General features: G+C 43.9%; 19 protein-coding genes. 5 read left to right on the top strand and 14 right to left on the bottom strand.

Going from position 1 to position 21,871, the window contains the following annotated elements:
* The first annotated feature begins 5 nt into the window (after positions 1-5).
* A complete protein-coding gene (locus tag B0O44_RS17955) occupies positions 6-1,220 on the top strand; it encodes a dipeptidase (RefSeq protein WP_110833549.1) in 1,215 nt (404 codons plus the stop codon).
* Between the two features lie 2 nt (positions 1,221-1,222).
* Here the strand turns inward: B0O44_RS17955 and B0O44_RS17950 are convergent, their stop codons facing one another.
* The 6 genes from B0O44_RS17950 to B0O44_RS17925 form a co-directional block, all read right to left on the bottom strand.
* The gene (locus tag B0O44_RS17950; RefSeq protein WP_110833610.1) at positions 1,223-3,598 is read right to left on the bottom strand and encodes an ABC transporter permease; all 2,376 of its coding nucleotides are present in this window, start codon (positions 3,596-3,598) and stop codon (positions 1,223-1,225) included.
* A gap of 146 nt (positions 3,599-3,744) precedes the next feature.
* On the bottom strand, positions 3,745-4,620 hold the full coding sequence (locus B0O44_RS17945) for a hypothetical protein (protein WP_110833548.1): 876 nt from the start codon (positions 4,618-4,620) through the stop codon (positions 3,745-3,747).
* Positions 4,621-4,657: 37 nt separating this feature from the next.
* The gene (locus B0O44_RS17940) at positions 4,658-5,593 is read right to left on the bottom strand and encodes a ketopantoate reductase family protein (protein WP_211321407.1); all 936 of its coding nucleotides are present in this window, start codon (positions 5,591-5,593) and stop codon (positions 4,658-4,660) included.
* A gap of 5 nt (positions 5,594-5,598) precedes the next feature.
* Positions 5,599-7,056, bottom strand: coding sequence for an aminoacyl-histidine dipeptidase (locus B0O44_RS17935; protein WP_110833547.1), 1,458 nt, complete (start codon positions 7,054-7,056; stop codon positions 5,599-5,601).
* A gap of 157 nt (positions 7,057-7,213) precedes the next feature.
* Positions 7,214-9,661, bottom strand: a complete 2,448-nt coding sequence (locus B0O44_RS17930) for an outer membrane beta-barrel family protein (RefSeq protein WP_110833546.1) — start codon at positions 9,659-9,661, stop codon at positions 7,214-7,216.
* A gap of 20 nt (positions 9,662-9,681) precedes the next feature.
* Positions 9,682-10,143 (bottom strand): hypothetical protein, encoded by a 462-nt coding sequence (locus B0O44_RS17925; RefSeq protein ID WP_110833545.1) that lies wholly within the window; start codon positions 10,141-10,143, stop codon positions 9,682-9,684.
* A gap of 560 nt (positions 10,144-10,703) precedes the next feature.
* On the opposite strand from B0O44_RS17925, the gene B0O44_RS17920 reads away from it, so the two are divergent.
* From B0O44_RS17920 to B0O44_RS17910, 3 genes are all read left to right on the top strand, one after another.
* Complete coding sequence (locus B0O44_RS17920; protein ID WP_110833544.1) at positions 10,704-11,285, top strand: hypothetical protein; 582 nt, start codon at positions 10,704-10,706, stop codon at positions 11,283-11,285.
* Between the two features lie 104 nt (positions 11,286-11,389).
* Positions 11,390-11,728 (top strand): FEKKY domain-containing protein, encoded by a 339-nt coding sequence (locus B0O44_RS17915; RefSeq protein ID WP_211321406.1) that lies wholly within the window; start codon positions 11,390-11,392, stop codon positions 11,726-11,728.
* A gap of 53 nt (positions 11,729-11,781) precedes the next feature.
* Entirely contained in the window at positions 11,782-12,249 is a 468-nt protein-coding gene (locus B0O44_RS17910; RefSeq protein ID WP_110833542.1) for a tetratricopeptide repeat protein, read from the top strand.
* Between the two features lie 13 nt (positions 12,250-12,262).
* Here the strand turns inward: B0O44_RS17910 and B0O44_RS17905 are convergent, their stop codons facing one another.
* The 4 genes from B0O44_RS17905 to B0O44_RS17890 all read right to left on the bottom strand — a co-directional run bounded on the left by B0O44_RS17905 (position 12,263) and on the right by B0O44_RS17890 (position 17,117).
* Entirely contained in the window at positions 12,263-13,141 is an 879-nt protein-coding gene (locus B0O44_RS17905; RefSeq protein WP_110833541.1) for a hypothetical protein, read from the bottom strand.
* 122 nt (positions 13,142-13,263) lie between these two features.
* On the bottom strand, positions 13,264-14,328 hold the full coding sequence (locus tag B0O44_RS17900; RefSeq protein ID WP_110833540.1) for a serine hydrolase domain-containing protein: 1,065 nt from the start codon (positions 14,326-14,328) through the stop codon (positions 13,264-13,266).
* A gap of 8 nt (positions 14,329-14,336) precedes the next feature.
* A complete protein-coding gene (locus B0O44_RS17895) occupies positions 14,337-15,500 on the bottom strand; it encodes a retroviral-like aspartic protease family protein (protein WP_110833539.1) in 1,164 nt (387 codons plus the stop codon).
* Between the two features lie 192 nt (positions 15,501-15,692).
* Positions 15,693-17,117, bottom strand: a complete 1,425-nt coding sequence (locus B0O44_RS17890) for an aminotransferase-like domain-containing protein (protein ID WP_110833538.1) — start codon at positions 17,115-17,117, stop codon at positions 15,693-15,695.
* 93 nt (positions 17,118-17,210) lie between these two features.
* Here B0O44_RS17890 and B0O44_RS17885 point away from each other — a divergent pair, with 93 nt between their 5' ends.
* The gene (locus B0O44_RS17885; RefSeq protein ID WP_110833537.1) at positions 17,211-17,765 is read left to right on the top strand and encodes a GNAT family N-acetyltransferase; all 555 of its coding nucleotides are present in this window, start codon (positions 17,211-17,213) and stop codon (positions 17,763-17,765) included.
* 41 nt (positions 17,766-17,806) lie between these two features.
* Here the strand turns inward: B0O44_RS17885 and creD are convergent, their stop codons facing one another.
* From creD to pdxR, 4 genes are all read right to left on the bottom strand, one after another.
* Entirely contained in the window at positions 17,807-19,201 is a 1,395-nt protein-coding gene (creD, locus tag B0O44_RS17880) for a cell envelope integrity protein CreD (RefSeq protein ID WP_110833536.1), read from the bottom strand.
* A 53-nt stretch (positions 19,202-19,254) separates the two neighbouring features.
* The gene (locus tag B0O44_RS17875; RefSeq protein ID WP_262512048.1) at positions 19,255-19,557 is read right to left on the bottom strand and encodes a winged helix-turn-helix domain-containing protein; all 303 of its coding nucleotides are present in this window, start codon (positions 19,555-19,557) and stop codon (positions 19,255-19,257) included.
* The gene (locus B0O44_RS17870; protein ID WP_110833535.1) at positions 19,554-20,174 is read right to left on the bottom strand and encodes a hypothetical protein; all 621 of its coding nucleotides are present in this window, start codon (positions 20,172-20,174) and stop codon (positions 19,554-19,556) included. Before B0O44_RS17870 ends, B0O44_RS17875 begins: the two co-directional genes overlap by 4 nt.
* Before the next feature lie 133 nt (positions 20,175-20,307).
* Positions 20,308-21,789 carry a MocR-like pyridoxine biosynthesis transcription factor PdxR gene (gene pdxR / locus B0O44_RS17865; RefSeq protein WP_110833534.1) on the bottom strand — a complete coding sequence of 494 codons (1,482 nt, stop codon included), beginning with the start codon at positions 21,787-21,789 and terminating at the stop codon, positions 20,308-20,310.
* Positions 21,790-21,871: the final 82 nt, after the last annotated feature.

Below are 21,871 nucleotides of genomic sequence, written 5' to 3'. Positions count from 1 at the left end.
TATTTATGATTAAATCATTCTTTACAGGCTGTTTATCTTTAGTATTTATATATAGTTCTGCCCCTGCCCAGGATACGACCTCTTACCCGGTGAGTGCCTATCGTAAAAACCGCAACACCAAAGCTGTTCTGCCCCGCTTTTTTATAGATACACACAATGACATTTTATCTTCCCAGCAGCTCAGTGATGCCGATTTGGGCAAATTACAGCAAACCGGAAACTTTGACCTGGTCCGTGCCCGCCGGGGCGGCCTGAGTGCCCAGGTTTTTTCGGTTTGGTGCGGTGAAGATTATGGAAAGGGTAGCGCCTTTGCCCAGGCCAACCGGGAAATAGATTCTTTGTATGCGCTCATTCGGCGCAATCCCGGAAAAATGGTACTGGTGCACAATGCCTGGCAACTCGAAAATGCTTACAGGCAACAACGTTTTGCCGCAATGATTGGTGTAGAGGGTGGCCATATGGTGGAAGACCGTTTGGACTATATCGACAGCCTGGCCGCAAGGGGGATGTGTTACCTGACCCTCACCTGGAACAACAGCACCTCCTGGGCCACTTCTGCCCGGGATGAAAGTATCCAAAAGGAAAAACTTCCATTTTTGGGCTTGAATGAGCAGGGCAAAAAAATAGTCCGCCATTTAAATGAGCTGGGGGTAATGGTCGATGTTTCGCACGTAGGCGAACAAACCTTCAATGATGTACTGGCCACCAGTACTAAGCCTGTTATTGCTTCCCACAGTAGTGTGTACAGCCTAAACCCGCACCGCAGAAACCTTAAAGATGCACAGCTAAAAGCCCTTGCAAAAAACGGAGGGGTGGTATTCGTGAATTTTTACAGTGGTTTCATCGACCCGGCTTATGAGGAAAAAGAACAGGCCTTTCTGGCCGCACACCGCAAAGAACTGGATTCCCTTCGCCCCATTTATAAGGATTTCGCAGAAGACCAGCTGAACAGGATTTATAAAAAAGAGGCCGAACTGCGCCGGCCCCCTTTGAGCATGCTCATTAAACACATCGATTACCTGGTGAAACTGATCGGCCCTGAGCATGTGGGCATCGGTGCCGATTTCGATGGTTCAGAGTCTTATCCAAAGGGTATGGACTCTGTGGCCGATTATCCAAAAATTGTTGCTGCCCTGGAGAAACTCGGTTATAGCCAGAAAAACATAGACCTGATTACCGGTGGAAACTTTTTAAGGGTCCTTAAAGCGAATAAGGACTAAGTTTATTCCGATTTTAAAGATTTGACCGGCTCTGCCGCTGCAGCCTTTAAAGCCTGCACCGAAACCGTGAGCCAGGCGACACCCAACACCAGCAAACCCGCTGCTGCAAAATACCAGAGCGGTAAATCTATGCGGTAAGCAAAAGTACTGAGCCAGTCCCTGGATGCAATGTAACTTATGGGCAGGGCTATCGCAATGGCAATCAGCACCGGCCTGGTAAAGTCTTTGGACAGCAGGTACAGGATGTTCATTTCTGTGGCCCCCAGCACCTTTCTGATGCCCACTTCTTTGACCCGGCGCTCTGCCGTAAAGGCGGCCAGCCCAAAAAGGCCCAGACAGGAAATCACAATGGCCAGTATGGCAAAATACCTGGATAAAGCAGAAACCCTGTTTTCGGCTGCGTACTGCGCCTGAAAGTCCTGATCCAGAAAGTGATAATCAAAATTATAACCCGGATTAAAATGTTCATAAAAATTTTGAAGGGCCGTGATGGTTTCCTTAATTTTCCCGCCTTCCAGACGGATCATCACCTTGTTGGTGTGTTTCGCATCAAAAAGCATAAACATGGGTTTTACGGCCTCATGGAGGGACTCAAAATGAAAATCTTTCAGCACGCCGACAATTTCCAGTTCCTTGCCCCAAAGGATAAACTTCTTTCCAATGGGATCTTTTAACCTCATGACTTTAATCCCGGCCTCATTGATGATGATCTTTGAGCTGTCGGAACCAAATTTTTCGGAAAAACTGCGGCCTGCTGCCATTTTCATTCCAAGGGTCTCGATTAGCCCTGAATTGATCCCGGCCGTTTGGAATCTAATGGGTTCTTTTGGGTCCCTGCCTTCCCAGCTGAACTCCCCATTGGTCGCTTGCAGGTCACCCAAAAGGTTCCTGTTCATACCCGAAGCATTCAATACACCCGGTAACCGTTTCACTTCGGCTAAAAACGCCTCCACATTCCCCGACAGTTTTCCTTCAGCAGGCAAACTGATTACATTGTCTTTCTGATAGCCCTGGTCTTGCGTCTGCACAAACTGGACTTGTTTATAAATCACCAGCACGGCCACAATGAGCATCACCGATAAAGTAAATTGAAAAACGACCAGGCCTTTGCGGATCAGCATTTCCCCAAAGCTTGCTCTAAGCCGGCCTTTTAAAGCAAAAACAGGTTTAAAGCCCGAAAGATATAAGGCCGGATAACTTCCCGAGACCAGCCCTGTAAACAGGGTGATGCCCAGCAGGGCCATACTGAGTTTTAAATCAAAATGCAGGCTTAAGCTTTTATCGGTTAAGCGGTTAAAGGCTGGCAAAATCAGTTCAACACAAAGCAGGGCAACAAACAAGGACAATATGGCCAGCAACAAAGACTCGGTCAGGTACTGGATCACCAGGTCAGACCGGTGGGCACCCAATACTTTTTTTACCCCTACTTCCTTCATCCGCCTGGAAGCCCTGGCTGTGGATAAATTCATGAAATTGATGCAGGCGATCAGCAGGATAAAAATGGCAATCAAGGAAAATAGTTTTACATAAGCAATCCTTCCCCCGGCTTGTACACCATTTTCGTACCTGCTGTATAAATAACCATCTGCAAAAGGCCTGCTAAACAGTTCCCGGTGATGTTCTCCTTTCGCCTTCATAAAGCCTTTGAGCTTGGCATTAAATTGCGCTGCGCTGGCCCCCTTTTTTAAAATGACAAAAGTGTTAGGCCCGCGGTTGGACCATCTGAGGTATTGCGGGGCGGTCTGGAAAAAGGATTCCAGGGAAACCAGAAAATCAAACTGGTCGGAAGAATTGCCGGGTGTATTTTTAAATACACCGGAAATCTGGCCATGATTGACCTGATCCATCTCTGAATTGCTCCAGGTAAAATCTTTTCCGATCACCTCGGTGCTGTGGTATAATTTTCTGGCCAGATCTTCAGAGACCACCACATTAGTCTTTCCCGAAAGCACACTGGAAGGATTTCCTGTCAGTAAAGGGTAGGAAAACACTTTAAAAAAGTTCTTCCCCGCAAATTTACCTCCTGCTTTTATGGGGGTACTGCCTTTGGGCAGCACTTTAGATTCTTTGAGCCAGACGCTTGGAGATGCGGTTACCGCATCTTCTACTTCGGGCATCTCTTTGAGTAAAGCTTCTGAAAGAATGGCAGAGGTCCCGTCAACGGTATGAATGCCTTCTGTGGTCACCTCATTTTCCATGATCTGGTATAAACGTTCCCCTTTGGCATGAAACTTATCCATACGGACTTCATCATTTACCCACAGGTAAATCAGCACTGCACAGGAAAGCCCGGCAGAAAGGCCAATCAGGTTAATGAAAAAGGAACTTTTATATTTTTTTAAATTCCTGTAGATCAATAAAAGGTGGTGCTGAAACATAATCCTATTCTTTTTTTGTTCTGTTTCCAATTCGTATGCCATCGCACAAAGCCTGCTTCAGACCTTCTGGAATCGGCTTTACATTTCAGCCTGTCCATATCCGAACAGTTTTACGTTCAAATATGAACACCTTTAAAACATTGGCTTCAGGGCTTTTTTTTCACCGGAACTGCCTTCTTGGACAATGGCGGCTGGACCAGACGTTTGACCTTTGTCCTGGTCAGGGTAGCCCGTTCCAGGGGTTCATAAGCCTGCTCATCAAAGGTGATTTTTTTTAGCACCGGGGGCTCGGCGGTTACCGGCACCAGTCCTTTTCTAAGCCACAAACCGGTCATGTGCAGCACTACGACATGGGGCGGATGCTTGGCATAAGCATTTTTATCCATAGGACTGAAGGACAATACGTCATTTTTTGCCCGGCTCAGCCCTTCTGCAATCAGCATCAGGGAACTCAGGTAATCATCGGCATCAATAAAAAATTCATTATACTTTTTACCTGATCCGGCATTTAACTGAAAGCCATAGCTGATGTGGTCAAACAGGGCATAATCGACCCAAAGGCTGTCGGATTTTTTAAAGTCCAAACGGTAACCGCCGCTTTCCTGTACCAGGCCTTCGCTGGTTACCCCTTTCCACTGTTTTTTAGAAGGATCCTTACCAATGGCCACCGAGATGGGTTCTAAAACCGTTTTACCTTTGCGGCTGGCCACAATACATCGAACAGAATCCTTATCCAGCGAGGGATTGTAACGTCCATACACTTTAATGGCATCATATTCCGGGGCAGTGGTCAGAAAGGCTTTGTCATTTTTGACTTTGAAACTTCCCGAGGCAAAAAACAGCTTTTCTTTTTCTTTAGATTCCACATAAGTGGAAAAATAACCGGAAGCCTGGTCCAGAAATAAAGTGGTCGAGGTTCCTTCAGGATCTTTTCCGACAAAACTACCTGTATAACGGTCCTGCGCTTTTAGCAATGGTCCAAGGAACAACAAGCCAAGGACCGGGATTAATTTTTTATTCATAACCAATAAAACTCGTTCTAAGATACTGAATTCAGCATCAGTTTAATAAACCTGCTTTAATTTCTGCGTCGATTTGTGTGGTTTCGGGTACGGCTATATCCAGCATACGGCCATAGGAAATAATGGCCCCAGAAAACAGTTCCAGTTCTGTATGCACTTTTTTGTTTTGCACATCCAGCTGCAAGGAAGTAGGTGTTGCGTAAGGAAAAGATGCCGCCTTTTGAAAAGTCAGTTCAATGATGTTTTCAGGCACATCAATGTTTTTTTTCAAGGCTATGGCTTTGATTTCTTCCATTACCGCCCCCGCCCTTGCCCTTAATGCGGGATCGGCACAAATTGCACCCAGGGGCTGGTTATAACGTGCAGAGAGCAAACCAAAACTGGCAATAAAAAAATACTTCGTCCAGATCTCCCCGAAAGCATTTTCTTTATATTGTATATCTATTCCTGCCTGCAGGAACAAGTCCAGGACCTGCATAGGCACATATTCCGGATGCTCCGGGTCTTTGCCCATCATAATTTTTCCAGGATTGCCCTTGTGCTCCACTATGCCCTTTTCTTTCAGGTGCGAGGCTACATATACGCAGGCCGGCAGAACAATGCCACCTGGTATCATCCTGCGGACCCTTTCGTAAATATCTGCACCGTTCATCAGGGGTAAAATAACGGTTTGTGGTTTTATTTTTTCCTTCAGCTGCAGGCAAAGCTGCTCCAGGTCATATTCCTTGGTACAAAGCAGCCAGACATCGCTTTCTGTTACCTCCGCTACATCTTTCCATAGTTTTTCAGGGTGGACCAGGCTGTTTTTTTCTTCCTCAGAAATCAGCTCCAGTCCCCTTTTCTGTACCAGGTCATAGGTTGCTCCCCTGGCTACAAAATGAACCTGCGCCTGCTGGCTTTGCCTGTACGTTTTGGCGAGTTTAAAGCCAAAATAGCCGCCAACCCCGCCCAATCCGACAATGGTAATTTTCATCTTTCTTATCCGGCTGCAGGAATTTCTTTCAGCACGGCCAAAAGGTAAGCCCAGAACTTTTGAACCGAAGAAATCTGTACCCTTTCGTCGGGCGAATGGGCCCCGCGAATGGTTGGTCCGAAAGAGATCATATCCAGGCCCGGTAAATGAGATCCCAAAATACCGCATTCCAGACCGGCATGACAAGCTTCTACTTTTGGTTCTTTACCAAAAGTATCCTGATAAAGTTTAACCATTAATCTTAAAATATCTGAATCGGGGTCTGGTTTCCAGCCCGGGTAATCCCCGCTTTGGCTAATTTCACAGCCCATATTTTCCAGACCTGCTTTTACAGCGGTGGCCACATCCAGTTTGGTGCTTTCCACACTGCTGCGCTGCAGGGACTGGGTGATAAACTGTCCGTCTTTGACAATTAGCCTGGCCAAATTCGACGAGGCCTCTACCAAATCTTCTATATCCGGGCTCATCCTGAAAACTCCGTTTGGTAAAGCATAAACAGCGTTTAACAGTTTCTTCAAATCTGTTTTTCCCATCACTTTTTCGGGAAGAGTGCTTTCACTGACCAATACCTGCATACCTGGTTCTACCGTTTTGTACTCTTCTTTGAGCAGGGCCCCAATGTTTTCCACGGCGGATAAAAAGGCGGCCCGATCTGTACCTGCCAGCACGACAACAGCCCTGGACTCTCTTGGAATGGCATTTCTTAAGCTGCCCCCATCAATAGATGCCAAATGGTAATTCAACGATCCAAACAAGGTGTACAGCAAGCGGTTCATGAGTTTGTTCGCATTTCCCCTGCCTTTATGAATGTCCATACCGGAGTGTCCGCCCAGCAGTCCCTTGATGGTAATTTCACAGGCAATACTGCCCGGCTGCAGGTTTTCTTCGGTATAGGTATAAAGGCTGTTGGTATCCAGGCCACCAGCGCAACCGATGGTCAGTTCATCATCTTCTTCTGTATCCAGGTTCAGCAAAATTTTTCCGCTGAAGTTCAGCGGATCGAGTTGTTTGGCACCGGTCATTCCTGTTTCTTCATCAATGGTAAACATGGCTTCCAGTGGAGGGTGCACCAGGTCAGTGGCCGCCAGTAAACTCATGATGGTCGCCACACCGATTCCGTTATCGGCGCCAAGGGTGGTGCCTTTTGCTTTCACCCAATCCTGGTCCACAAACATTTCAATGCCCTGATGATCAAAATCGAAAACCGTATCACCGTTTTTCTGGTGGACCATATCCAGGTGCGATTGGATAATGACCGTTTGGCGGTTTTCCATACCTGGGCTTGCCGGTTTTTTGATCACCACATTGCCCACCTGGTCTTTAAGGGTTTCCAGTCCAAGCTGCTGACCAAATTCAAGCATAAATGTAATGACCCGGGCTTCTTTTTTGGAGGCACGGGGCACTGCATTTAAATCTGAAAAATGGTTCCAGAGTGCTTTGGGTTCTAAATTTCTAACTTCCATGATGCGATTTATGAGGGCAGCAATTTAACAATTATTGCCCTCATAAAACAAGCTATTGTGAAGCCTTCCTTACATCAATTTTCTTTTCTGCCCCTACCCCTGTGATTTTTAATGATTTCCAGTTTGGTGGCAGCTGGGATTTGACCTGATGCAGACCTTACAGACGTTGGGTTTCATTTTTAAGACCATTGTCCCGTTGCTGTCTTTCCTTGACTTTTGCTCCTCCAAAACGGTAACTGAAATTAAGCCGTACCTGTCTGCTTTCTGCATTTCCGTAACTGTCCAGGTAAAGCCCGTTCATCCGGCTTTTGGAATCCCAGTTGTTGCCCCGGAAAATATCGGTAAAAGCCAGTTTTAGGGAGGCCCTGTCCTGAAAAAAGTTCCGTTGAAAACCCAGGTCAATCTGGCTGCTGTTTTTCATGATTTCATTTGAACCACCCAATCTGGGACTGTTGTACAAAGCGGAAAGCTCTCCTTTGATCTTTAAAGGCATGCGGAAAGTCTGTTGTACATTAAGGGTTGCCGCATAACGGCTCAGGTCAAAATCTCGGTAAAGCCCAAAAGCAATTTTGTTCCGCACATGGTAACCTGTGGCGCTCAGGCTCAGGTTCCACCCTTCTTTTATTTTAAACTGCTGGGCGATGCTAAGACTTGCATGGTACTGTTTACCAAGGTTTTTTGGCATCATGACCACTTTATTGACTTGCAGGGTATCTGTAATTTGCGCTGCATAATTATTGGTCAGCGAATAAGCAAAGCTGATCACGGTCTGGTGAAAACTATACATCAGTTCTGCCTTATGGTTGATCTGCGGCTGCAGAAAGGGATTTCCTTTCCAGAAAGAAAGTTCATCCAGCAGGTATTCAAAAGGATTTAAATTCTGATAGGAAGGCCGGTCGATCCTTTTCCCGTAACTTAAGGAAAGGGCCTGCTCCGGATGGATCTGGTAGTTTAAACTTAAGGCCGGAAAGATATTGGTATAGTCCCTTTTTATATCTTCCGGGGCCTGACCGCCCGGGGCCAGCGGAACTAATTGTCCCAACGAATAGGTGTGTTCCAAACGCAAACCGGCCTCGAGTTTCAGTTTGGCGCTCAGGGGCACCTGATATTGTGCAAATGCCGCAGCAATGCGTTCTTTGTAATCGAACTGGTTTGAACGGCCGTAATCTATACTTTCTTCTGTCCCCTTCACCAGGCGGTTGATGAAACCATTATCTGCCGAAACACCCGAGAGTTTAAGCCCTACATTTACTTTTCCTTTCGCCACATTAAACTGATAGGTGCTGGCCAGTGCATATAGATAGATGTCTCTTTTGTTCAGGGACCGGTAGGTACTGCTGCTTTCCAGACTACCGTCGGCCTTGTAATAGGTATTTGGCTGCAGGTTTTTGGAGCCCCCGTCAAAATAGCCGTAGTCGGCATCAAAACTAAAGGCCCTGCCCAGACTGTCCTGGAAACGGTAATTCACATTGGCATTGTAACGACTGGCATTTTGCTGGTAATAATCGTTTTGCGCAATCAGGGTATTGAGCAAAAGGCCACTGGCAGCATCCCTTATGGTGGTCCTGGTATCGGTAATGCCCGGCCCAAACACCGCATTTAAATTGAACACTGCACCAATGGTCTGCCGGCTATCGAGTTCATAATCTGCACCAATGGTCCCCCCCATTGTTTTTCTATAGTCTGTATCTAGGGTTGGGCTCTGGAAAACCTTATCGTCCTGGGTCCTTGTCATTCCATACCGGTAGGCATTATTTCCAAAGGCATGGCTGTAATTTCCAAAAACATTCAGTTTGTCCTGTCTGGAATTAAAAGAGAGTTCTGTATTCTGTTTTAGTGTCAGGCCATAAGAAAGACCAGTACTAAGGTTCAGGTTAAAACCATTGCCCGCTGGTTTTGCCAGTTTAATGTTAATAATGCCAGCTGTTCCGGCCGCGTCGTACTGTGCAGAACCATTGCTCATAATTTCAATGGACTTTACATTCGAGGAAGGCAGTGACCTTAAATAACTGGTTAGTTCTTCGCCCTGCAGGTAGCTGTTTTTTCCATTGATCAGAACCAGTACGCCTTTTCTGCCATTCAGATCAATGGAGTTATCTCTTTCGACAATTACACCCGGTGTTTTTTTAAGAACTTCCAGCGTATTTGTTCCTTTAGCATTAATACTTTCGCCAACATTGTAAATGAGTTTATTGCCACTGGCCTGTAACAGCGCTGGTTCCTGGGCCTTAATGTTCACTTCAGCCAATTGTTTGGCATCGCTGTCCATAATAAAAGGCCGGGCAAGGATGGTGTCTTTATCCAGGTAAAAGGAGGCACTTTGAACCGTTTTAAATTCCAGGCTGCTGATCCGGATAAAAAACTTCCCTTGAAAGGGTGCAGATAAAGAAAAAGAGCCGTCCCTGCGGGAAGAGCTTTTGCTCAGCACGCTACTATCGGGTAAGCGGAGCAGGCTCAGCAGTGCATGTTCGACTGCCTGTTGCTGTCTGTCCTGTAGCTTCCCCTGAACAGTGTAGGAACGGCTCTGTGCAAAGAGACAAGTACTTGTAAAAAAATGGATCAGCACGGATAAAAAAAGGAAAAGGCTTAACTTGCTTCGATGCATTAAAGAACTGGAATTAAAGATCAACGGATCCGGGTATATACTTCTATAATTTCATGATTGACCTTAAGACTGTCGATCTTTTCTATACCCTTTTGGATCAGGGTATCATTTTTAAATTGGAGTTTAAATTTGAAATCCCGGTTTTCCCAATCCCGATAGCTGCAAAAAGTCAGATGTTCCTGATAATCTTCTCCGGATAAAGTATAGGTACCCGCACCGGAATCAAATACAGCATTTGGACCTTTTCCTTTATTCAGATCATGTTTAACAAATGAGAAATGACTTTCATTAAACATCTTGATCATCTGCTGACCTGGAACAGGATAAGTAAGCAGGGTATCTTTTCCTTTGATGGTTTGAGCTGAAATCAGTTTCCAGGTACCAGACAAGAGTGACTTTGTCTTTTCTTTTTCGGCCGGTTGTTTTCCGTTGCAGGCAGCCAATAGCAGCAACAGTGGCCACAACTGTTTAAAATAATTCATTATAGGTTTAATTGGTTCCGGCCCTTATCAAATCTTATACACAGATCACCCACTGGGATAAAGGTTTCAGGGTTTTACAATTGGTTTTTGAACAAATCGGGGAGGCTTGTTCTTTGCTCCAAAGTTAGAATCAAATTCATATAAAGCAAAAAAAATGTAAATTAATTTACTGAAAGTCAACCAATTACACCCAAACCAATACGTTTCAACCCAGAAAAAAACAAAGCATTAAACCCTGATTATCAACGATTAACAAATACATACAGCTGCTTTCGACCCGGATCATGATACGCCTGGTATTTTTTTTCAGCTAAGCGGTCGGTTTCAAAAAAATATAAATTCCTTTAAATTCCAGGCTGCTGCAGGCTGTATTATTTTTGTATAAATTTCTTTACATGAAAACTATTTAAGTGATTTTATTTCCCCCTTAAGTCCCTGTTCTGTTTGCTGCTGCTGCACCAAAAACGTAAAAAAACAAACAATTAAGGGTTTTGGTGAGTTATTATGGCATCATGCTTGTAGTACAGGCTATATTGATTAACATTTAAAAACAACATCTTATGAAAAATTTTACTTTAGGTTTGCTAATCGTTCTACTTGGAGTAGGCCTTACAGCAAATGCCCAGATTCAAAAGGGCAATGTACTCATCGGCGGTGATTTGGCCGATATGAATTTAGGTTTAAACGGCGCAAAAGTTTTCAGTTTTGAAATTACGCCCAAAGCGGCCTGGTTTATTCAGGATAATGTTGCATTGGGGGGCTATGCCAAACTGGGAATCAGTACTGCAAAAGGTGCTGCAACCACCACCACTTATGGAATTGGTGCCCTTGGACGCTATTATACTGGTAAAGACGTGGAAGTTTTGAAACATGGACGTTTTTTTGGTGAAGCAACTTTTGGTTTTGGAGGAAGCAATACGAGTCAGGGCGGAAGCAATACCAACGGTATTGATTTTGGCGTAGGACCTGGTTTTGCTTATTTCATTACCCCAAATATCGGTCTGGAAACTTTACTTAAATACCAGGGTTTAACCGGGTTTGGAAACAATGGCTATCAGCATTCACTGCACTTGTCTTTTGGTTTCCAGATTTACCTGCCTGGTCAGCACACGGCCAATAAAGTTAAAAGTGACATCAGATAATTTATCTGTTGAACATCAGGGCCTGCTGTATAAATACAGCAGGCTTTTTTGTTTTTCAAAAAATATGGAATTTCCTTTTTCCTGGCATCTTTTTTAAAAGTTTTATGATGAAAACGGGCTACTTATTTGTTTTTACTTTGTTGTTTTTGCCTGGCACGATGGTTTATGGCCAGACCAAATGTAACGGCAGCAAAGAAAAAGCGGCCCTGGATATCCGCAAGGGAAAAATTAACTTCCTCGTTCAGGGTGGTATCGTGTCCCGCCATGTTAAAGGGCAGGAACTTTTTGAGCGGAAGTATCAGCTAAAATACCTGGATTTTGGTTGTGTGATTCCCAAAGACCTTTGCCTGGATGTTTACAACGCTGAAATTGCAAAATACCTGGACAAAAAATATGGCAGCTCCTGGAGAAAAGAAGTAAGAAAAGACATCATGGGAATATAAAAACACCTGATCTTTATTAGCTTTGCCCGGAAAGTAAAATTTCCGACCTGCTTATGAACCATAAAGTACACACCGTTTTTGTCATCCTTCTGACCTTTATGATGGTTTCCTGTAATACCCCATCACCTTATCAGGTTTGGAGAGAACAGGCCAAAACCAATATCCGGCTTTTACCGGAATATGGAAACGTACAAAAAAACAAGCAGCAACTGGCCGCTGACAGTGCCTTTTTGAAAGAAGCAACCAAAGAGGAAACCGCAGAAAAAGCTTCCGAAATGATGGTACAGTTGGGTTTTAAACATTTAAACCAGGGGGACCGTCAAACGGCCATGTACCGCTTTAACCAGGCTTGGTTGCTCAACCCTCAAAATGCAGGGGCTTATTGGGGCTTTGGATCAGTGTATTTCAGTTTTCAGGATTATAAAAATGCGATTGCCCAATACAACAAAGGGCTTAAACTGGATCCAAGAAACAAAGACATCGTCAGAGACCGGATCCGGGCGACGGAATCTATGAGATAAACGAGCCCATCACTTACTGGGAATTGTTCCGGTAAGCATCTGAAGGTTTTGCCAGTTCGTATTTGATCCAGAAATCTGCAGCAGCTGCACTTTCATTTCTGCCATCCGGACGTCTTTCGTTCATTCCACCTCCCCTGTGTCCGCCGCCGCCGCCACGTCCGCCTTTCATACCACCCATTCCGCCCATTCCTGCTCCGCCACGGCCCATACCACTGCTTTCCCCGCCTTTAGCTTCCGGACGATGTTCTGCACGGGCTGCACTGCTGTTCATTTTAATTTGATAAGCAATCCCTTTGACTTCAGTTCCTTTCAGGTCCAGTTGTGCAAGTGGAATGGCCAGTTCACAGATGTAATCCCTGCGGCTGTTAAAGGCTGCTGCGACCTGAATGCCTTTTTCATTTGGAATGGCCAAAGCACCGTCCGGAATTTGTTTAAACCCGGACACGGTAATGACCCTTACTCCCGCATCTCTTTGAACGCTGTTTTTTTCATGCTCCACACCCAAACTGTCTCTGGGTGCTTGCCCAGGTACAGGCGGTTGCTGCATACCCAAAAAGTTAAGTTTTATTCCATCTTTCTTTTTACCTGCGGTATTGATGTTTAAGGTCAAGCCACCACGAAGCAGTCTTCCGGTGGTGACCTCATCGAGGGATTCTATGATCAGGTAAAGGTTCTGTTCATCATTCGCCAAAGCAAAAGCCAGGTGGGTCGCATCATTAAAATTGTTCAGCGGCTCATGCCATTCTTCCGAATTACCATCAATTTTAAAGGGTTTAACAGCCCATATGTTCACCTCCCGGTCGGGATCATCCAATTTTTGGGCATAGGCGGCAGTTCCTGAAAAACCAATTAAGGTACTGCAATAAAATAGGATTAAAAATTTCCTTTTCATAGTCTGGGTGACAGCAGATTAGCCACGCTGCAAAACAAAGCTATCTGATTAAAAGCTGATTTTTAACAAATTAACATTATTTAACGAATAGCGGTTTATTGACAAGCAGTCCCTAAAACGTCCTATTCCGGGGTTAAACCAGGAAGAATGTATTTCGCCAGGATTTCAAAAGCTTGTTTGGCTTTCCAGTTTCCATAATTTCCCTGGGTAAAAACGACCACCAGTTGAAGTTTCCTACTGATAAAAATATATTGTCCGCCATTGCCAGAGGCAAATAGCAAATCCTGTTCTATAGCATTGGTTTTTAACAACTCATGGTACCAATAGTAACCATAATAGGTAGGTTGAGGGAGCAGCATTTTACTTCTGCTGCTCTTTGCAAAAGAAAAATCGGGAATAGGGATGTTTCCTTTGGTGGATTCCTGCAGCCATTTTTTGGAAATCAGCTGCCGCTGTTCCCATTTGCCCTCGTTTAAAACGAGCTGACCCAATTTGACCATATCCACAGGCCGGATAAAAAAAGAACCGCCCGTCATTGCATTTCCACTGGGATCATAGGACCATCGGTACTTTTTTATCCCTAAAGGACCAAACAGGTACTTCTTTGCAAAATCTGCCACCCGAATATGACTGGCCTTATGAATGATCCCACTGATAATCATTGGGTTAATGGAAGTATAAGACCATACTGTTCCCGGCCGGTCTTTCAGCGGCAGGCCCAGCGAAAATTTTAACCAGTCTTTACTGGTTTCCATAGCTTGCTCACAATCTTTTGTTCCATTAAATTCTTCACAATCAAAACCAGATTTCATTTCCAGAAGGTTTTTAATGGTCATCGATTGACGAAAACCAGCCTCTTTACCAGAAGGGTAATCAGGGAAAAAAGAATAGACTTTCTGATGGACGCTCTTCAAAAAACCTTTATCCAGTGCAATACCGGTGAGCAGACTGGTCACAGATTTAAAGGCCGACCGGGAATCGTGAAGGGAATCCCGGTTAAAACCGTTAAAATACTGTTCATAGTTCAAATGACCATTTTTTGAAATCAGTATGCTGTGCATACCTGGATACTTGCCACTGTCAATGGCCAGGGTCATTTGTTCCAGTAGTTTTTCGCGCTTAGCAGGGCTCTGGGCATTCACCAACAGCGTTTGAAACAGAAATAGCAAAAATCCGTATTTTTTCATTTCGGAATTTATTCCAGGGGTTTGACTTTATTGATTCTAACCGTCTGTCCGTTTAACCTTTTCACGGTAAAGCCATCCTTTTTGGTCATATACCATTTTAGAAAATCGCATTCTCCTTCAAAAGAAGCCGCATTCCTTTCCTCTATGGCCTCCAAAACCTCATCTATTTCAAAGCCATTGCTCCGATTGCCCGAACTCAGGTCCATTCCAATCACCTTTAATTTTCCTTCTCTTAAAGCGACAACAATTTCATAACTGGCCAACCCAAGCGGCTTTACTGTCGCAGAGGGCAAAAGTTCAAATACATTTTTTGTATGGTCCAGAATCATCAGGGAACAAAAATCAGCAAAAAAACCAAGGCCCAGTTTTGGCTCTGTATTGTTTTTACAAACCGTTGTTACCTGTTTAAATTGCCGCCCTTCTATAGATATGCTGTCCAGTAGGAAAGTCCGAATGGTATCTGGTGCTGGTGTGCCATTAATTGTCATGTGCGCGCCAAGACTATAGTTCAGCAGGTTTTTTTGTTGTTTTTCCTTCAGTAAAGCTGAAACCTTCCGATCTGCCACAGGTAAGGTCAATTTTCCGGTATAGCCCATGTCTACAAGTATATTTTTATAGGCAGTTCCATTGAACACCAAATCGGTATAAGAGGTATTCTGTTTATAATTTACCTTTAAGGAGATCATATCATTTTGTTTTGGAAAAGAGGAACTGGAAACATAGATTAATTTTTTCTCAAAATCGATCATCCAGTTGAGCTGACGGATCACATCACCACCAAGCAGAAACAAACGGTTACATTGCAGGTATTGCATATCCTGCACAAAACAATTTTGCTTTTTAAACCGGAATGAACCAATGCCAAGTTCTGCTACCATTCCCTTTTTTAAGCGGAGGCTTTTCTGATTGGCATCCTTGACATTGAGGGTTTTATCGAGAACTTCTACCTGTCCGCTTTCTACATTTGTACTATTGGCCATACTTTCAGCCGCACCGGTATCGAAAGCAAAAAAGGCTTCTTTTCCATTTAACATTCCCTTAAATACCAATAGTTTGGTTTCAAGTGAAAAAGGGATCGTGTCTATCTTCCCTTGTTGTGCATGGCCCGGCAAAGCAAGCATTATTGTCCATAAAAGAATCAGGAAAGCAAAGACTGATTTATTTAATTTCATTAGGCTTCAAGTTTTAAAATGACCTCCATAAATGTAATGTAAAAAAATACATCTACCTATTTTTTACGGTAGAAAACCCATGACAGTCAGCCTCTTGTTTGTACTGGGTTTTGACCTCAACAGCTAAGCTTAAAGACATCAAAACATATTTATATCTATAAATCTTGATATCTTTATATATAAATCAGGTGCTTATCCTGCGAGTTTACCCAAGGTTTTAATGGCTTGTTCGACCTCTTTATTCCAAACATGTCCATAGCTCAAACGCATGCAATGGTTGTACTGGTCCTGAAGGGTAAACATTTTTCCGGGTGCAATACTGATTTTCTTTTTGATGGCCTGCTCATACAGTAGTGCAGTATTGACCTTCGGAGCCAGTTCCACCCACAACATAAATCCTCCTGGAGGCTGGCTTACTTTTGTTCCTTCGGGAAAATACTTCATGATCGCATCCATGTAATGCAGGCTGTTGGCCTGCAGGGTTGTCCGTAGTTTTCGAAGGTGGTTTTCATAACGGTCCTTTTCCAAAAAACCTGCAACAGCTTCCTGACTGAGCGCGTTTGAAGAGATACTGGTTGCAAATTTTATTCTTCGGATCTCTTCAGCAAACCGGCCTGGTGTGAGCCAGCCTACCCGGTAACCAGGGGCCAGGGTTTTGGAAACCGAACTGCACAGCAAAACCAGCCCACTCTGGTCAAAGGCTTTACAGTTTACAGGCCGCTGGGTCCCGAAATAAAGATCACCATACATATCATTTTCCAAAAGGGGTATGTTGTAGAACTCCATTAAACGCACTGTTTCTTTTTTATGTTCGACAGGCATGGTCCCTCCCATTGGATTACTGAAATTACTGATCAGCAGGCACAATTTGATGTTACCTTTTTTCAAAATGGCTTTTAGGGCATCCAGATCAATGCCTGTTCTGGGGTCTGAGGGCAGCTCAATCACATTCAATCCAAAGCTTTTGGCCAGTTGCAGGATTCCAAAATATACAGGGCTTTCAACAACGATACTGTCTCCGTGTTTGGTCAGGGCCATCAGACAGTGGGTCATTGCACTACTGCACCCGGCTGTTGTCAGGACATCATCTTCTTCCAGGCGTCCACCCCAAACATAAGATCGTTTTGCAATCTGCCGCCGCAGTTTTGTATTGCCCTGTATGTGTTCATAACCTGTGCCAGATTCCCGAAAGTGATGAATGGCCTGGACTGTCGATTTATTCAGTTTGGCCACCGGTAAAAGTTCAGCTGAAGGACAGCCCAGCGACAACATCATATGATCAGAACTGATGCCATCATAGACCTTGCTGACCAGACTGGAATTATCTTCTTTCCCCATGAGGTAAGATGGGCTGCTTTGACTGGGGAGGGCCGGGAATTTTTTCACATAACTCACGTAATAACCTGATTTTGAAACAGGCCTGATCAGACCTTTACTTTCCAGCCGGTAGTAGGCCTGCAAGGCCGTACTCATACTGACCTTATAATCTGTACAAATGTTGCGGATGGATGGCATTTTATCCGCCCGCAGTAGCAGGCCCGACTGGATTTGTTGTTCCAGTTCTGCAGCAATTCTTTCATACAGATACTCATTTTTCTGTGAATCCGGTATTGTCATAAGCTCAATCTGTTCTGGTACAAAAAACAAAAACTGTATCTGTACTCTATAGCTTAAATGTAGGAAATTTGAAATGAAATTAAAGAAATAAGAATGGAGATTACTTTTGAAACCGCAACCACAGACCAGCATTTTCAGCAGATCCTGCAATTACAGCAGCAGAACCTGTACAGCAGATTAAGCACAGAACAGCAGGGAGAACAAGGCTTTGTCTTTGCAGAGCATACACTTGACTTGTTAAAAACAATGGCTTCGCACCTTCCCCAGGTGATTGCTTTACATCAGGACCAGGTCATTGGTTATAGCCTGGCCATGACCGCAGGAATGAAGTATATATTGCCAAGCCTTATCCCTATGTTTGAACAATTTGAGCGTATGGATTATAAAGGAAAACCACTATCAGCGTACCGTTTTATGGTGGGTGGACAAGTTTGCGTGCATCCTTTGTTTAGGGGTAAGGGTTTACTGGAAAAACTTTATCAGCAAAGCCGCGACAGGCTACCCGCTGGTTATGAACTTTGTGTAACAGAAATTTCCACACGAAATCCCAAATCTCTGAGGGCACATGAGAAAATGGGCTTTGAGTTGAGCGGCTCTTATCAAGACACCAAAGAGTTATGGAATGTTGTGGTCTGGGCATTTAAATAAATGCTGCGGGGCATCAGTCCCCGCAGCAAAGAGCGCATTGTTTAATTTTTTGTCCAGCTTAACCTTGCCGACAATTGCATCAGCACAGCAATGGTAATGAACAGGCCAATGCTGCCAAACAATAAGGCCAGGTCCTGCAGCTGGATGAGTACGTAGACAAAACTGTAAAAGATGGTAATGATCAGGGCATAGATCAGTGCCGCTTTCCTGTTTTTGAGTAAGGCGGCAATAAAAGTACTGATCAGAGTGATCGTTGCAACAGAAGCAATCAGGTAAGCCAGATTGAAACCAACCTGCTCGCTGAAGGAAAGCAAGAGGATATAATAAATAATCATGGCAGCTGCGATCAGTATGTATTGTAATAAGCTGACCTCGTGTTTAATGATAAATTCCGTGCACAATAAAGAAATGAAGGTTAACAGGATAATCAGTATGGCATATTTGGCTGTACGCATGGTTTTCTGATACTGATCGACCGGTAACTTAAATTTAACCCCAAAAACAGCTTCGTTATTTTTAGTGGTTAAATTTGCCTTTGCCCCAGTCCATTGCTGAGGAAAAGGTCTGTTGAAATAGGTCATTTTCCAGTTCGCGCTGAAAGCGTCTTTGGAAATTTTTCTGTTTTCAGGTAAGTAGCGGCCCGTAAAACTTGGATCGTTCCAATTCCCCTGCATTTGTACATTTGTTGTTCTGCCCAAATGCATAAAGTTGAGTTCGGCACTTCCACGGATATCCAGTTCAAAATCAAAATTTAAAGCTGTACTTTTTGTCAGGGAGAGATCCGGACGACCTGTCAGGGAATGATCAAAAAGGTTTTGTATGTCATATGCATCCGCAGCTACTGCATCTTCTTTGATCATCGTTGAAATATTATCGGGCTCTACGGTATAAGACTGATCACCGAGTTTGATCAGCGGATCGTTTTTAAGGCCTTTAAGGTCGCTCAGACCAATAACGATCTTCGCTTTGTCCCAGAGCAGCATTTGAGGATTTATTCCAGACTTTTTGAGTTCCAGCTCATTGAATTTACCTTTTACATGGATTTTAGAATCATAAACAACGGCATCAAATATGCCACGGTGAAGTTTTTGCGGTTTGACCTGTCCCTGAATATCCAGCACTTCGGGCATCAGGTAAACATTTATGATTTGTTCATAACTGCTGTACTTACCGTTTTTATCCTTTTCCAGTGCAGTGGTTTTATAGGGAATCACCAGGGCTGGTCCCTGTACCAGCTGACTGCCGGACCATTTGTCTGAAATTTCTGTACCGACTTCTTCGCTCCGCTCTTGTCTTTCGCGGATCAGGCTTTGGATCATTCCCGAAGGAATCAGCAGCAGTAAGACAAAAAAACCAATGAGGCTTACCTTAACGGCCAAAGATTGCTTCAGCCAGTCTTTAAAGGATTGTTTAGGGACTTGTTCTTGAGGAATCATAGTTATTTTAGTTTAGAAAGTACTTTGCATTACAAAGTGATTAGATAAAAAAATTATTGCTTTTGTTGTTTTATTAAATTTTCAAGTGCCGAAAGGTGTCTTTTGAAGGCATTACGGCCCAGCTCAGAGGCGGTATATTGGGTATTTGGTTTTCTGCCCACAAAAGTTTTATGAACCTGGATATAGGCTTCCTTTTCCAATGCTTTTAAATGAGAGGCCAGGTTGCCATCGGTCACTTGCAATAAATCCTTTAAGGAGTTAAAGTCATAGTGCTCATTGGCCACCAGCACGCTCATGACTTGCAGGCGCACACGGTTTTCAAATGCTTTATCAAAGTGCAGCAGTGGATTTTTCACCTGTCGTATTTAAAATGCATAATAGTTCCATAAATGATATGCAACACTCCAAAGCCTATGGTCCAGAAAATCAAGCCATAACCCGGAAACCAAGCTGCAATCAACCCCAGAATTACTTCAAAAATACCTAGCCATTTTACATCGGTATAGGTATAATGGCTTGCAGCGACTATGGCCAAACCATAAAAAATAAGGCTAACAGGAGAAATGATCTCATACAATCCTCTGGAAAGTAAAATTAAAATGAGTAATCCTCCACTCACCAGTGGAAAAAGCATACTTCTGAGCATTCTCTTACTGCCCGGGTTCCAATAGTTTTCGCCTTTTTTGGTTGCTTTTCGGATGGTCAGGTAAATCCCTGTTCCCAAAGACAGGACCAGTACTGCCAGGGCCAGCCAGACCAGTTTCCAGATGACTGCAGGATCGTTGATGTAAAAGTCACGAAATTGAAAGTCCAGACGCCTGCCATAGACTATTTTATAAGCCATCCCCGCCCCCAATAAGGCATAAATGCCAGCCATAATACCAGAAAGGCCGCTTAAGGATATGAATTTAGCTGAACGTTCCATCAGGTTTCTGATGGACGCCAGTTCTGCATAGGCATCTTTTTCTTCCATGTGAAAGTACTTTGAAATACAAAGTAATAAATAATAAATGAGAGCTGCAAGAGCAACTCTCATTTATTATTTATTTTATGCTTTAAAATCGCTTTATCCTCTATAAAGGGTCTGGCAAATGGCGTGCATTTTTTTAAAGCCTGGTGATCTTTTTAATCAATTGTACACCTTTCTCCATTTCTTCCAGGCTATAACCTGTAAAACCCATTAAAAACCCGGAATGATGATGAAACTTCACAGAAAGCTTATCCAGAGGTGTTAAAATCAGACCAGATTGACCAGCATCTTGCTTAATCAGGTCTGCGGCATGCTGCTGCTTAAACTGCAAGACAAAATGCATTCCTGCTTCGGCCGGATAGACTTTAACGTTTTTGCCGAGTTCTTTGAGCAGGATACCACTGAGGTCGTCCTGTGCTTTTTTATATAAAGTTCGCATTTTTCTCAGGTGCCGCTGGAAATGGCCTGAACGGATGAATTCATTTAAAATAGCCTGATCAATAACGGGGTTTTGCCGATCAGTTAAGGCCTTGGCATAAGTAAATTCCTGCGCCAGGGCCGCCGAAGGCAAGACCATATAACCAATCCGGAGTGCAGGAAACAGTATCTTGCTAAATGTACCGACATACAATACATTTCCATGGGTGTCTATACCTTTAAGGGCTGCAAGTGGACGCCCGTTGTACCTGAATTCACTATCGTAATCATCTTCTATAATGATCATATTTTGCCTACGGGCATAAGCCAATAATTTGAGCCTTTCCTGCAAAGGCATGGTAATGCCCATGGGATATTGGTGAGATGGTGTAATATAAGCAAGTTTCGCATTGGGAAACTGTTCTATGGCATAATCTATATCCAATCCGTTTTCCCCTATAGGTACCGGGCAAACTTCTGCACCAAAGCGCTGCATCGCAGACTTTGCACCAGTATAGCCAGGGTCTTCCATCCAGCATTGATCTCCCTGTTTTAAAAACAGCTCTGCAATCAGGTGAATGGCCTGCCGGGAGCCATTAACAACCACTACTTGCTCTGCAGTGCAATTTATGGACCGGTTAATCCTTAAATGCGCTGCAATAGCGGCCCTTAGAGGCTCATAACCTTGTCCATGATCATAACCCAGATGCAGGGCACCAATATCCTTGTAAATCGCCGCTGCTATTTTTGCCCAGGTTTTAAAGGGAAAATCCGCAAAAGAAGGGACTGAAATCTGAAAAGTCCGGATCGATTCGAAATCACAATCCCTGAAAAGAAGATTACTTTTGCCGGCCAAACTGTTTCCGGAAAGAAATCCACCCGTTTGAGTTTCCAAAACACTTTTATGGTTTTGGAGGAATTCCGGCTGGTCCGGGATCCCGGCAACATAGGTTCCTGCTCCAGTTTTACCTCCCAGATAGCCTTCCAGGATCAATTGTTCATAAGCCAGGATGACGGAGTTCCTTGCTATGCTGAGTTCTTTGGAAAGCATTCTTGTTGCAGGCATCCTGTCGCCCGGTTTAAGGATCCCATTTAAAACAGCTGTTCTGATTTCTTCATACAACTGTACATAAAGCGCTTTTCTGCTTTGCTTATTTAACTGTATAAAGGGCATGGAAATTTCCGGTGCTGTTTTTGCCATAACGTTGCTTTTTATTCAATAATGGTTCTGCCTTATTTATCATAATGGCTCTTTTAAGGGAACCAAATTAGGAATACTTTTG

The organism is Pedobacter nutrimenti (genome assembly GCF_003208655.1).
Classification (GTDB): domain Bacteria; phylum Bacteroidota; class Bacteroidia; order Sphingobacteriales; family Sphingobacteriaceae; genus Pedobacter; species Pedobacter nutrimenti.
The sequence above is the reverse complement of the archived record's forward strand: the minus strand, read 5'-3'. Positions and strand labels throughout refer to the sequence as shown.

What these genes read in the sequence shown, in the direction of transcription:
- B0O44_RS17955 (WP_110833549.1), top strand. Translation starts at nt 6, where the DNA reads ATGATTAAATCATTCTTTACAGGCTGTTTATCTTTAGTATTTATATAT.
- B0O44_RS17950 (WP_110833610.1), bottom strand. Translation starts at nt 3,598, where the DNA reads ATGTTTCAGCACCACCTTTTATTGATCTACAGGAATTTAAAAAAATAT.
- B0O44_RS17945 (WP_110833548.1), bottom strand. Translation starts at nt 4,620, where the DNA reads ATGAATAAAAAATTAATCCCGGTCCTTGGCTTGTTGTTCCTTGGACCA.
- B0O44_RS17940 (WP_211321407.1), bottom strand. Translation starts at nt 5,593, where the DNA reads ATGAAAATTACCATTGTCGGATTGGGCGGGGTTGGCGGCTATTTTGGC.
- B0O44_RS17935 (WP_110833547.1), bottom strand. Translation starts at nt 7,056, where the DNA reads ATGGAAGTTAGAAATTTAGAACCCAAAGCACTCTGGAACCATTTTTCA.
- B0O44_RS17930 (WP_110833546.1), bottom strand. Translation starts at nt 9,661, where the DNA reads ATGCATCGAAGCAAGTTAAGCCTTTTCCTTTTTTTATCCGTGCTGATC.
- B0O44_RS17925 (WP_110833545.1), bottom strand. Translation starts at nt 10,143, where the DNA reads ATGAATTATTTTAAACAGTTGTGGCCACTGTTGCTGCTATTGGCTGCC.
- B0O44_RS17920 (WP_110833544.1), top strand. Translation starts at nt 10,704, where the DNA reads ATGAAAAATTTTACTTTAGGTTTGCTAATCGTTCTACTTGGAGTAGGC.
- B0O44_RS17915 (WP_211321406.1), top strand. Translation starts at nt 11,390, where the DNA reads ATGATGAAAACGGGCTACTTATTTGTTTTTACTTTGTTGTTTTTGCCT.
- B0O44_RS17910 (WP_110833542.1), top strand. Translation starts at nt 11,782, where the DNA reads ATGAACCATAAAGTACACACCGTTTTTGTCATCCTTCTGACCTTTATG.
- B0O44_RS17905 (WP_110833541.1), bottom strand. Translation starts at nt 13,141, where the DNA reads ATGAAAAGGAAATTTTTAATCCTATTTTATTGCAGTACCTTAATTGGT.
- B0O44_RS17900 (WP_110833540.1), bottom strand. Translation starts at nt 14,328, where the DNA reads ATGAAAAAATACGGATTTTTGCTATTTCTGTTTCAAACGCTGTTGGTG.
- B0O44_RS17895 (WP_110833539.1), bottom strand. Translation starts at nt 15,500, where the DNA reads ATGAAATTAAATAAATCAGTCTTTGCTTTCCTGATTCTTTTATGGACA.
- B0O44_RS17890 (WP_110833538.1), bottom strand. Translation starts at nt 17,117, where the DNA reads ATGACAATACCGGATTCACAGAAAAATGAGTATCTGTATGAAAGAATT.
- B0O44_RS17885 (WP_110833537.1), top strand. Translation starts at nt 17,211, where the DNA reads ATGGAGATTACTTTTGAAACCGCAACCACAGACCAGCATTTTCAGCAG.
- creD (WP_110833536.1), bottom strand. Translation starts at nt 19,201, where the DNA reads ATGATTCCTCAAGAACAAGTCCCTAAACAATCCTTTAAAGACTGGCTG.
- B0O44_RS17870 (WP_110833535.1), bottom strand. Translation starts at nt 20,174, where the DNA reads ATGGAAGAAAAAGATGCCTATGCAGAACTGGCGTCCATCAGAAACCTG.
- pdxR (WP_110833534.1), bottom strand. Translation starts at nt 21,789, where the DNA reads ATGGCAAAAACAGCACCGGAAATTTCCATGCCCTTTATACAGTTAAAT.